This is a genomic window from bacterium, assembly GCA_018812485.1.
Classification (GTDB): Bacteria; JAHJDO01; JAHJDO01; order JAHJDO01; family JAHJDO01; genus JAHJDO01.
Map to the genome: position 1 here is coordinate 1 of JAHJDO010000141.1, position 12,520 is coordinate 12,520.

The 12,520-nt window shown below is 37.7% G+C and carries 12 protein-coding genes and 1 tRNA gene; all 13 read left to right on the forward strand.

The features are described from left to right. Positions 1-116: hypothetical protein (locus tag KKC91_12335; GenBank protein MBU0479335.1), on the forward strand; the 116-nt coding region annotated here is incomplete at its 5' end. A 26-nt stretch (positions 117-142) separates the two neighbouring features. Beyond that, positions 143-292, forward strand: a complete 150-nt coding sequence (gene rpmG / locus KKC91_12340; protein MBU0479336.1) for a 50S ribosomal protein L33 — start codon at positions 143-145, stop codon at positions 290-292. Positions 293-298: 6 nt separating this feature from the next. After that, positions 299-371 (forward strand) — tRNA-Trp (locus tag KKC91_12345). Between the two features lie 19 nt (positions 372-390). After that, complete coding sequence (secE, locus tag KKC91_12350; GenBank protein ID MBU0479337.1) at positions 391-576, forward strand: preprotein translocase subunit SecE; 186 nt, start codon at positions 391-393, stop codon at positions 574-576. 10 nt (positions 577-586) lie between these two features. Then, positions 587-1,117 (forward strand): transcription termination/antitermination protein NusG, encoded by a 531-nt coding sequence (gene nusG, locus KKC91_12355; GenBank protein MBU0479338.1) that lies wholly within the window; start codon positions 587-589, stop codon positions 1,115-1,117. 27 nt (positions 1,118-1,144) lie between these two features. After that, on the forward strand, positions 1,145-1,576 hold the full coding sequence (gene rplK, locus KKC91_12360; GenBank protein ID MBU0479339.1) for a 50S ribosomal protein L11: 432 nt from the start codon (positions 1,145-1,147) through the stop codon (positions 1,574-1,576). Positions 1,577-1,589: 13 nt separating this feature from the next. Continuing rightward, positions 1,590-2,294, forward strand: a complete 705-nt coding sequence (rplA, locus tag KKC91_12365) for a 50S ribosomal protein L1 (GenBank protein MBU0479340.1) — start codon at positions 1,590-1,592, stop codon at positions 2,292-2,294. 9 nt (positions 2,295-2,303) lie between these two features. Next, positions 2,304-2,888: a 50S ribosomal protein L10 gene (gene rplJ, locus KKC91_12370; protein ID MBU0479341.1), complete on the forward strand. Its 585-nt coding sequence runs from the start codon at positions 2,304-2,306 to the stop codon at positions 2,886-2,888. Further along, on the forward strand, positions 2,872-3,339 hold the full coding sequence (gene rplL / locus KKC91_12375) for a 50S ribosomal protein L7/L12 (GenBank protein MBU0479342.1): 468 nt from the start codon (positions 2,872-2,874) through the stop codon (positions 3,337-3,339). The genes rplJ and rplL overlap by 17 nt, the downstream gene beginning before the upstream one ends. 3,712 nt (positions 3,340-7,051) lie before the next feature. After that, positions 7,052-11,305, forward strand: a complete 4,254-nt coding sequence (rpoC, locus tag KKC91_12380; protein MBU0479343.1) for a DNA-directed RNA polymerase subunit beta' — start codon at positions 7,052-7,054, stop codon at positions 11,303-11,305. A 14-nt stretch (positions 11,306-11,319) separates the two neighbouring features. Further along, positions 11,320-11,691 (forward strand): 30S ribosomal protein S12, encoded by a 372-nt coding sequence (rpsL, locus tag KKC91_12385; GenBank protein MBU0479344.1) that lies wholly within the window; start codon positions 11,320-11,322, stop codon positions 11,689-11,691. Between the two features lie 12 nt (positions 11,692-11,703). Further along, entirely contained in the window at positions 11,704-12,171 is a 468-nt protein-coding gene (gene rpsG / locus KKC91_12390) for a 30S ribosomal protein S7 (protein ID MBU0479345.1), read from the forward strand. Between the two features lie 67 nt (positions 12,172-12,238). Further along, positions 12,239-12,520, forward strand: a 282-nt coding sequence (locus KKC91_12395) for a 50S ribosome-binding GTPase (GenBank protein MBU0479346.1), incomplete at its 3' end; no start/stop codon positions are given.

The following is a 12,520-nucleotide window of genomic DNA, read 5'->3' on the forward strand; positions in this document are numbered from 1 at the left end:
TAGATTTAGAGATAGAGTTAATAGCGCCGATAGCAATGGAAGATGGTTTAAGATTTGCGATAAGAGAGGGAGGTAAGACGGTAGGTGCTGGTGTTGTATCTAAAATTATTAAGTGAACTGAGTAGATAGGCAGTATTAGAGAATGCGCGATATAATTACATTAGCATGTGTAGAGTGTAAAAATAGAAATTACACTACAACAAGAAATAAAAAGAATAAGAAAGACAAGTTGGAGTTAGAAAAATATTGTAGATTTTGTAGAAAGCATGTATTGCATAAAGAAACCAAATAGAGCTGTAGGCCTGTAGCTCTAACGGTAGAGCAGCGGACTCCAAATCCGATGGATGGGGGTTCAAATCCCTCCAGGCCTGCTATTAATGTTTAGAAATTATGTTTAGACGCATTAAAATTTTTTTATTGGATGTTTATAAAGAACTCAAGAAAGTCTCTTGGCCAACGAAGAATGAAATTAAAGAATCCACTATAATTGTCATTATAGCTGTTGGGATAAGCGCAGTATTTATTGGGGTAGTGGACTTTTTCTTGGGCAATATTTTGAGTAAGATAATAAGATAATAGGGTAGCTATGGAAAAAAAGTGGTATGTAATACACATACATTCGGGTTTTGAGGGTAAAGTAAAGATGCAGCTAGAATGCAAGCTAAAACTTGCTAATATGGAGGGATTTGTATCTCAAATATTAATTCCAACAGAGAACGTTGTAGAAGTTAAAGCTGGGAAAAAAAAGGTTAGTAGTAGAAAGTTCTTTCCTGGTTATATTCTTATAGAGATGGAAATGAATGACGAGGTTTGGCAACTGATACGAAATGTTCCAGGGGTTAGCGGTTTTATTGGAAATAGAAGAAAAGCCGTACCGCTTACCGAGAAAGAAGTACGGAAAATATTTGAGAAATTAAAGGAAAAAGAAGAAAAACCCAAACCAAAGGTAATGTTTGATAAAGGAGAAAGCATAAGGATTATAGAGGGTCCATTTGCCGATTTTAATGGTGAAATTGAAGAAGTTAGTCCAGAAAAAGGAAGATTAAAAGTAATGGTTTCTATTTTTGGCAGATCAACGCCTGTTGAATTAGAATCATGGCAGGTAGAAAAGATATAATTTTTGAATTAAGGAGTAAATTTTAATATGGCAAAAGAGAAAAAAGTTGCAGGAATGATAAAGCTACAGATTTCAGCAGGAAAGGCAACGCCAGCGCCACCGGTAGGGCCGGCGCTAGGGCAACATGGCATTAATATAATGCAATTTTGTCAGGCATTCAATAATCAAACCAAAGACAAGGAAGGATTAATAATTCCTGTTGTTATAACAGTTTATGAGGATAAGTCCATTACGTTCATTACTAAATCTCCTCCAGCTGCAGTTCTCCTAAAGCAAGCTGCTGGTATTGCAAAAGCGTCCGGAGAACCTAATAAAAATAAGATAGCGAAGGTAAGCAAAGATAAGGTTAGAGATATAGCAAAAATGAAAATAAAGGATTTGAATACTTCTAATATTGAATCTGCAATGAAGATTATTGCAGGCACTGCTAGAAGTATGGGGATTGAGATAGAAGGATAAAGGGAACACTAGAATGGAAAAAAGAAGTAAGCGGTATCAGGCAGTTGAGAAGTTAATAGATAAAGAAAAAGCATATGACCTTCCTCAGGCGGTTGAATTGCTGAAAAAAGCGGCCGGCGCAAAGTTTGATGAAACGGTTAATATGGTCTTCCATCTAAGAGTGGACCCTAAGCAAGCTGACCAGCAGGTAAGAGGTGTTATAAATTTACCTCATGGAACAGGCAAGACGGTAAGGATTGCGGCTTTTGCAAAGGGCGATAATATTGATAAGGCCAAGCAGGCAGGAGCTGACTTTGTCGGTGATAAAGATCTGATGGATAAAATAAGCAAAGGTTGGCTTGATTTTGATGTTGTAGTTGCAACACCTGATATGATGAAAGAGATAAGTAAGTTAGGGAAGATACTCGGGCCACGTGGATTAATGCCTAATCCAAAGAGCGGGACAGTTGCTTTGGATATAGCAGGAGCTGTAGCAGAGATTAAGGCAGGAAAAGTAGAGTATAGGCTAGATAAAGGGGCAAATTTGCATATAGTAGTGGGAAAAGTTTCTTTCTCCAAAGAGCAATTATCAGACAATATACTGACAGTTGCAAAGGAAATCATTCATGCAAAACCTGCATCTTGTAAAGGGCAATATGTAAGAAATCTTGTTATTAGTTCCACAATGGGCCCATCAATAAGGCTTAACATACAAAGTATTGTTAAAAAATTAGTTTAGGGGATTTACATGAATAAAGATGAAAAAGCAAAAAGAGTAAAGGAATTAGTTAGACAATTTCAGAGGAGCCCTAATAATATGATATTTACAGATTATAAAGGGTTAACAGTTAGGGAGATATCAGGTTTACGAGAAACATTAAATGAAAAAGGAATATCATATAAGGTTATCAAAAATAGACTTGCATGTTTGGCATTAAAGGAGAGTGGGCTGAAGGGTTTGGATCATTTTTTTGCAGGCCCTACAGCTATTGCTTTTGCACAAAATGATCCAACTGTTCCAGCAAAAGTGCTGTCAAAATGTTCAAAAGAATATGATTGTCTTAATATTAAAGGAGGGTTTATTGATGAACTCGTTTTTTCTGCAGAACAGGTTAAAGAGATCGCTTTAATTCCTTCTAGAGATCAATTAATTATGCAGCTAATAGGACAGCTTCAGGCTCCAATAGGTAATTTTGTATGTTGTATTAGATCAATATTAGCCAGGTTTGTGTATGTTATTCACGCTGTTTTAGAAACAAAGAGAAAGGAAGATGTAATAAATAGTAGAACTAATTCAAAGATAGAGGAGGTAGATAATGGTAACAAAAGCTAAGAAAACAACAGAAGAATCAGTAAAGAAAGTTCCCCAGGTTGAGGCAGAAAAGCCATCTGCAAAAAAGCCAGACAAAGCTAGTATTATAGATCTGGTAAAGAGTATGACAGTTTTAGAGTTATCGAATCTTGTCAAAGATTTAGAAAAGGAATTTGGCGTTACTGCTGCTCCAGCTGCTATTGGAGCTGTCTCTCTAGGTGCAGTATCTGCTGCTGCTGCTTCTGAGGAGGAGAAGGAAAAAACAACGTTTACTGTGTTGTTAAAGCAGTTTGGAGATAAGAAGATTCAGGTAATAAAGGAAGTAAGGGCTATTACAGAGTTGGGACTTAAGGAAGCGAAGGACCTTGTAGAGAGTGCACCAAAGCCTATCAAGGAAAATATTTCAAAAGAGGAAGCTGAGGAGCTTAAGAAAAAGTTAGAAGCTGTTGGTGCTGTTGTAGAATTGCAGTAATGCTGGCCTTTAAAGACATAATAATTGCTGCTAAAAGCAGCCCAATTTAAGTAAACCCCGTTGGATAACTTTCTCTAAACGGGGTGAAGGGGGAGTAAATATGTCTCAACGTGTATCTAATTCTTCTGGTAGAGATTTATATTGTCAGATATCTCCTGTTATGAATGTTCCTGATTTAATGTATGTTCAAAGGGCGCCGTATGCAGAATTTCTTCAGAGGAATGTAGCTCAAGCAAATCGTAAGAATCAGGGACTTCAGGCAGTATTTAACGAGTTTTTTCCAATAATAGACGAAAAGGAGAGTTTTTGCCTGGAATTTTTAAATTATAGTATTGGTGATTCTAAGTACAATGTAGCTGAATGCGAGAGGTATGGAGTGACATATGCTGCTCCTCTTAAGGTGAGAATGAAACTGACCCTTAAGGAAGAGGATTCCACCAAAGCCGGTAGTGCAAGAGAGCAGGAGGTGTATTTGCTGGATTTACCTCTTATGACAGAGCAGGGGACGTTTATCATCAATGGATCAGAGAGAGTTATTGTTAGTCAGTTACATAGATCTCCGGGTCTTTATTGTCAGAAAAAAGAGGTTTCTAATGAGAAAGAGCTTTATTCAGCACGTCTTATTCCGAACAGAGGGGTCTGGCTTGAGTTTGAATTTGATGCTAATGATGTACTTTATGTTAGTATGGATCGTAAAAGAAAGATGCTTGCTACAGTTTTGCTTAGAGCATTTGGATATGTGAGGGATGAAGAAATTATAAAGCTTTTCTATGACTGCAAGGGGAAAATAATTACAAATAAAACAACGCCTGATGATCTTGTTGATGAAATCCTAGCAGAAGACGTAGTTGATGAAAATACAGGGGAGGTTCTAGCAGAAAGCAAAGAAAGAATAACTCCTTCTATTGCTAAGAAGATATTAACATTCAAGATTAAAAGCGTAAACATAATAGAAATGTCCGGCAAAGATATTTCTATTATAAATACGCTTGCAAAAGATCATAGAAAATCAAAAGAGGAAGCTTTTGTAGAAATATATAAAAGATTGCGTCCAAGTGATCACTTTACAATAGATACTGCCGAGAGTTATTTTAAGGACATTATTTATAATCCTAGAAGATACGACCTTTCACAAGTCGGTAGATATAAGCTAAATCAGAAGTTAGGGCTTAATCATTCTTTGGACAAGACCACCTTAGATAAAGAAGACATAGTAAAGACAATCCATTATTTACTTAAAGCAAAGTACAACGTGGAAGATGAGGACGATATTGACCATCTTTGGAATAGAAGAGTTAGAACTGTTGGGGAATTACTACAAGCTCAGTTTAGAATGGGGCTTGCTAAGTTAGAGAGATCCGTAAAAGAGAGAATAGCATTTCAGGAACCAGAGACTGTTATGCCTCATAATTTGATTAATGGACGATTAATTTCTTCAACGGTAAATGATTTTTTTGCGCGTGGACAGCTATCACAATTTATGGATCAAACAAATCCCTTAGCAGAACTTACTCATAAAAGAAGACTAAGCGCTTTAGGGCCTGGAGGACTTACAAGAGAGAGAGCAGGGTTTGATGTTAGGGATGTTCATCCAACTCACTATGGACGTATTTGTCCTATAGAAACACCTGAGGGGCCTAATATTGGGTTGATAGCCTCTCTTGCTACATATACAAGGATTAATGAACTGGGGTTGCTAGAAACGCCTGCAAGAAAAGTTGTTAATAGTAGGGTGACCGATGAAGTGGTTTGGTTGTCTGCTGATCTTGGGGATAAACATGTTGTTGCTCAAGCTAATGCTAAGATTGATAAAAAAGGGTATTTTATTGAAGATGAAGTCTCAGTGAGATTTAAAGGTGACTTTCGCAAAGTGTCTCCAAAAGATGTAAGTTTTATGGATGTCTCACCTGATCAAATCGTTAGTGTAGCTGCAGGATTAATCCCTTTTTTGGAGCATGATGATGCAAATAGAGCTCTTATGGGATCCAATATGCAGAGACAGTCAGTTCCTCTTCTAAAGCCGGAAGCTCCTTTGATTGGCACAGGAATGGAGAGTATTGTTGCCAAAGGATCCGGATCTGCTGTTGCTGCTAAGAGAGCAGGGATTGTGGAGTCGGTGTGTTCTGATAAAATAATTATTCGTCCAGAAGAAAACGAGAATGATTTTGATGAATACATATTGAAAAAATTTGAAAAATCAAATCAAAACACCTGTATTAATCAGCGACCGATTGTTAAGGAAAAAGAAAGAGTTTCTAAAGATGACATCATAGCTGAAGGCTCTGCTACAGATAATAAGGAATTGGCTTTGGGACAGAATGTGTTGGTAGCATTTATGCCATGGAGAGGATATAATTTTGAAGATGCTATTGTCATTAGTGAAAAACTGGTTAGGGATGATACTTGTACCTCTATTCATATTGAGCAATTAGAAGTAGAAGCCAGGGAAACAAAGCTTGGGAAAGAAGATATCACTCGCGATATACCTAATGTTAGTGAAGGAGAACTGGCTAATCTGGACGAGCATGGGATTGTACGAATTGGGACACATGTAAAAACAGGAGATATATTAGTGGGGAAAGTCACCCCTAAGGGCGAAACAGGCTTGACATCTGAAGAAAAATTATTGATAGCAATTTTTGGAGAAAAAGCTGGTGATGTACTTAACTCATCTTTAACTGTTCCTGTTGGTGTAGAGGGAATAGTTACGGATGTTAGAATATTGTCAAGACGTGATAAGGACGATATTGATGGTTTGGGAAAAAAGATTATTGAGGATATTGAGCATAGAATTGACGAGGAGATCAGAAAGACTAGGGATAATCTAATTGAGGCAATTGGGAGTGTTATTAGAGGGAAAGTAATAGCTGAGGATCTGATTGATAAGAATGGGAAAGTTTTTCTCTCTGCTGGCCAGAAAGTTAAAAAGGAGGATATAGGGAGTATACCTATTAAGCATCTGAAAAACCTGAGACTTAAAAATACAGGCGTCAATAGAAAAATTCTTGCATTAATTGAGAACTTTGAGGAAAAACTAAAGTCTCTCGGTAAAGAGAGGAAACTAGAAGTAGAAAAGATCAAGAAGGGAGATGAACTTTCCCCCGGGGTAATAAAGCGCATAATGGTTTATATAGGTAATAAGAGAAAAATCTCAAAGGGGGATAAGGTTTCTGGCAGGCATGGTAACAAGGGTGTGATTGCAAAAATATTGCCAGAGGAGGATATGCCGTATTTATCAGATGGAACATCAGTGGAAATTTTACTTAATCCTTTGGGCGTTCCTTCAAGAATGAATGCGGGTCAGATTTTAGAAACGCATCTTGGGTGGGCAGCTAAGGTTTTAGGAATAAAGATTGCGACTCCTGTTTTTAATGGAATTAAAGAGCCAGAAATAAAACAACTTCTTAAGAAGGCAGGGTTGCCTGAAAGTGGTCAAGTTACTTTGTATGACGGGATGACAGGGGAATCATTTGATAACAAGGTAACTGTTGGTTATATTTACATGATGAAGTTATCACATCTTGTGGATGATAAGATGCATGCTCGTGCAACAGGTCCGTATTCATTGGTTACTCAGCAGCCTTTAGGAGGAAAGGCTCAGTTTGGAGGACAGCGTTTTGGTGAGATGGAGGTATGGGCATTAGAAGCATATGGTGCTGCTCATACTTTACAGGAATTGCTTACAGTAAAAAGTGACGACGTTGTTGGTAGAATGCGGATATACGAAAGTATTGTAAAGGGAGAAAATACAGTTCAATCTGGCATACCAGAGTCCTTCAATGTTTTATTGAAAGAGTTGCAAGGTTTAGGATTGGGAGTTAAGCTTGTAAGAGCTAAAAAACCTCGTACGTTTTCTGATCTTGCTTTCCAAAAATTGCAACCTAATAGCTCGGAGGAATTTCAAAGCGGAACGGATACGATTGAAGCCATATCCATTAGTTTGGTTTCTTCTGAAGAGATCAGGCTGTGGTCTAAAGGAGAAGTTAGAAAGCCGGAAACTATAAATTATAGAACATTCAGACCGGAAAAAGATGGGCTTTTTTGCGAAAGAATCTTTGGCCCAACAAAGGATTGGGAATGTTACTGCGGTAAGTATAAGAGGATTAGGCATAAGGGGGTAATTTGCGATAGATGTGGTGTGGAAGTTACGCAATCCAAAGTGAGGCGTCAACGTATGGGGCATATAAATCTTGCTTCACCAGTAGCTCATGTTTGGCTTTTTAAGGTTGTACCAAGTTATATGAGTACATTACTTGATTTGAGTTTGAAGAATATAGAAAAGATTCTCTATTATGAGAGTTATGTAGTGCTGGATGCTGAAAAGACCTCTTTAGGGAAGTATCAGCTTTTAAGTGATGAAGAGTATGAGAAATACAGAGAAGAATTCGGAAATGGATTTCATGCAGAGATGGGAGCTTCAGCTATTAAAAAGATGCTACAAGAGATGGATTTAGATAAACTTGCAGAGAGTTTGAGGGAAAAAGAGAGAAAAACAGCATTTAGACAGGCAAAGAAAAAAATTAATAAAAGGTTAAGGGTTGTTGAAGCCTTTCGCACTTCTGGTAGTAGACCCGAGTGGATGATTATGGATGTTATACCTGTTATACCTCCAGACTTAAGACCTTTAGTGCCTTTGGATGGAGGACGCTTTGCGACCTCGGATTTGAATGACTTATATCGAAGAGTTATCAATCGAAACAACAGGCTAAAGAGGCTTCTAGAACTAGGTGCGCCTAGCATAATTATTAGAAATGAGAAAAGGATGTTGCAGGAGGCAGTTGATGCTCTATTTGATAATGGTAGACATGGCAGGACAGTAGTTGGACATGGTAATCGTCCGCTTAAATCCCTTAGCAATATGTTGGGTGGAAAACAAGGGAGGTTTAGACAGAATCTTTTGGGAAAACGCGTTGATTATTCTGGAAGATCAGTTATTGTTGTGGATCCAAGATTGAAGCTACATCAATGTGGTTTACCTAAGCGCATGGCATTAGAACTGTTTGAGCCATTTGTGATTAGGAAATTAAGAGAGAGGGGAATAATAAATACTATAAAGAATGCAAAGAAGACACTGGAAAAAGCGGAAGCGGAAATATGGGATATTCTTGATGATGTAATAAAAAATCGTTATGTTTTACTTAACAGGGCTCCAACATTACATAGATTAGGTATACAGGCATTTCAGCCTGTTCTTATTGAAGGAAAGGCGATAGGAGTCCATCCCTTGGTTTGTGCTGCGTTTAATGCAGATTTTGATGGAGACCAAATGGCAGTTCATGTGCCTCTTACACCAGAGGCTGAGTTAGAAGCAGAGTTTTTAATGCTACCAAGTAAAAATATTTTTTCTCCTGCTAGTGGAGAAGCAATAATGGTGCCAAGGCAGGAGATTGTGTTGGGATGCTATTACTTAACAAAGGAAAAGCAGAGCAATAGGAAAGAAGTAAAAATATTTTCATCATCTGACGAAGCAATTATTGCATATGATTCTAAAAAAGTGAAATTGCATTCTAGGGTAAAGATAAGGATAAATGGAGAACTGATAGAGACAACTGTAGGGAGAATTCTGTTTAATGAAATTTTGCCTAATCCATTGCGGTTTATAAATAAGGTGTTTGATAAAGATAAACTGAGTGACTTAATTAAAGAGAGTTTCAAAAAGATAGGAAATCATCAGACAGTTATAATGCTGGACAGGATCAAGACATTAGGATTTGAGATGGCTACTAAAGGCGGCATTTCCATCTGTATTGATGATATGGTTATTCCTGCAATAAAGAGTAAGTTACTGGAACAAGGAAAACGAGAGGCTGGCATTGTTGAGGAGCAGTATAGGAAGGGTGTTATTACTGATGGAGAGAGATATAATAAGGTGATTGATGTATGGACACATACTACGGATAAGGTCTCAGATGCCATGTTTAAAGAGATGGAAAAAGATCCTTTTAATCCTGTTTTAATGATGCTACTTTCAGGTGCAAGAGGCAGTAGTCAGCAGATAAGGCAATTGGCAGGCATGCGAGGACTAATGGCTAAACCTAAGAAGAAGATTACAGGAGAGATAGGAGAGATCATAGAAACTCCTATAATGACAAACTTCCGTGAGGGACTGAGTATGTTGGAGTATTTTATCTCAACTCACGGGGCTAGAAAAGGTTTGGCAGATACAGCTTTAAAAACGGCAGAAGCAGGATACTTAACCAGGAGGTTGGTCGATGTAGCACAGGACGTAGTTGTTACAAGCGAAGATTGCAGAACACTTAATGGCATAAGCGTTGTAGCAATTAAGGAAGGAGACAGAACTATTGAATCACTTAAAGACAGGCTTGCAGGGCGGACAGCATTGGAAGATATAAAAATACCTTTGTTGGATAATATAATCGTTAAAGCAGGCGAGGAGATTGCAGATGAAATGGCAGAAGTCATAGAGGAGGCAGGAGTAGAAAAGGGAATGATAAGGTCTGTTCTAACATGTGAGCAAGAGAAGGGGGTTTGTGCTAAATGTTATGGTAGAGATCTTACAACAAAGAAGCGAGTTAGAGTGGGAGAAGCTGTAGGAATTATAGCAGCTCAGTCCATAGGAGAACCTGGAACACAGCTTACTCTAAGAACTTTTCATATTGGAGGAACAGCTAGTAGAATAATTGGTGCCTCGAAAATAGTAGCCATTAATGGTGGCATTGTTAAATTTCACGGAATAAGAACAGTGGTGGATAAGAATAATAATGTAGTAGTGATTAACAGGAATGGAGAAATAGCAGTAGAAAATGCAGAAGATAGGGAATTAGAAAGATGTAATATGCCTTTAGGCAGTATACTTAAAGTTAAAGATAATGATGTAGTGAAAAGAAAAACTATACTAGCTGAGTGGGATCCATATACCCTGCCCATAATTTCTACAGTGAGTGGGGAAGTAAAATTTGTTGATATAATTGAAGGCCTTACAATGAAGACTGAAGTAGATAAGAGCACCGGGAAAAAAGAAAGGATTATTACAGATTACAGAAGCGCTGGTATGCATACACAAATATTGATACAAGACAAGAATAATGAAGGGGTGTTAAATTACCATAGTATCCCAAGTGGAGCACACCTAATAGTTAAAGAGGGGGAGCAAGTTTTGGTAGGGGATTTATTAGCAAAGACTACAAGGGAAAGAAGTAAAACCAGAGATATTACCGGAGGATTACCAAGAATCGCTGAACTCTTTGAAGCGAGGAGGCCTAAGAATCCTGCTATAGTGACTGAGATAGATGGAATAGTGGATGAACCTGTTGGTCTTAAGAAGAATATGCGTAGAATAACTGTGACAGCAGATAATGGTGACGAAAAAGAATATCTTATTCCTCATGGTAAGCACTTGATTGTTTATAAGGGTGATAGGGTGAAAGCAGGTGATCAGCTTACAGATGGATCTGTGATTCTTGATGAAATATTAAGAATAGAGGGGGATAGGAGATTACAGGAATATTTATTAAATGAAGTTCAGGAAGTTTATCGGCTGCAAGGTGTTTATATCAATGATAAACATATAGGATTAATTGTGAGACAGATGCTTAAAAAAGTCAGCATAGAAGATAGTGGAGATACTAATCTCTTAGCTGGAGAACAAGTAGACAAAGTTGTTTTTAAAAAAGAGAATGAAAGAGCTGTTGCAAAAAATAAAAAACCTGCTCGTGCAATACCAGTTCTTCAGGGTATTACAAGAGCGTCTATAAATACAGAAAGTTTTATATCAGCTGCTTCATTTCAGGAAACTACGCGAGTTTTAACCAAGTCTGCTGTTTTTTCTAAGGTAGATAGATTATCTGGATTAAAAGAAAATGTAATAATTGGACGTTTAATTCCCGCTGGTACAGGGTGGGCTGACTATAGGAATATAACATTAACAGGAACCGAGTTATCCGACAAAAAGGATGTGGAAGAGGCTAAGGATAATAATAGTAGTGTAGGAGAGGTAAAAGATTAGGAAAGGGAATAAATATGCCAAGATTGTCGCAGTTGATAAAAAAAAGCAGGAAGAAGAATACAAAGAAAACGTCTACTCCTGCTTTAAAGGGTTCTCCTCAAAAGCGAGGAGTATGTACTAGGGTGTATACAGTTACTCCCAAAAAGCCAAATTCAGCATTAAGAAAAGTGGCTAGAGTGAGATTGACGAGCGGTGTGGAGATTACAGCTTATATTCCTGGAATAGGACATAATCTACAGGAGCATTCAATTGTTTTAATTAGGGGTGGAAGCGTCGCAGATCTTCCAGGTGTTAGATACCATATAGTTAGAGGAGCTTTGGATACTACAGGGGTTACAGATAGAAAGAAAAGCAGGTCTAAATATGGTACAAAAAGAGCAAAATAAAGGAGATATGTAATGCCTAGAAAGGGGAGGGTCAATAAAAGGATAATAACACCGGATCCTAAATACAACGACCAAATAGTAGCTAAATTTGTAAATTGTATTATGAGAAAAGGCAAAAAAAGTTTGGCTGAATCTATATTTTATGATTCTTTAGATATTATAAATAAGAGTACAAAAAAGGATTCTTTGGAAGTGTTCAAGCAGGCGCTTGATAATGTAAAGCCAGTATTAGAGGTTAAGTCCAAAAGAATTGGAGGCGCTACGTATCAAGTACCTATAGAAGTCAGCTCTGATAGGAGAACAAGTTTGGCTATGCGCTGGATTATAAATTATGCTAAGGCGAGAAAGGGCAAAAGCATGGGAGAAAAATTGGCACAGGAAATTATAGATGCATCTAAAGGCGAAGGGACTTCCGTAAAAAAGAAAGAAGATGTCCATAAAATGGCAGAGGCGAATAAAGCTTTTGCGCATTATAGATAATACTTGCAAGAGAAAGAGGATATGATATAATCCGTGGACTTATTTAAAAGCAGGAGGAAATAGAGAGATGGCAAAGGAGAAATTTGAAAGAACGAAGCCGCATATAAATGTAGGGACAATAGGACATGTAGATCACGGGAAGACAACATTAACATCAGCAATAACAAAGATATTAAGCAAGAAGGGCTTAGCAGCAGCAAAGGAATTTGATGAGATAGATAATGCGCCTGAGGAGCAAGAGAGAGGAGTAACGATAAATGTACATCATGCAGAATATGAGACAGAGAATAGGCACTATGCGCATGTAGATTGTCCAGGGCATGCAGATTATATAAAGAATATGATAACA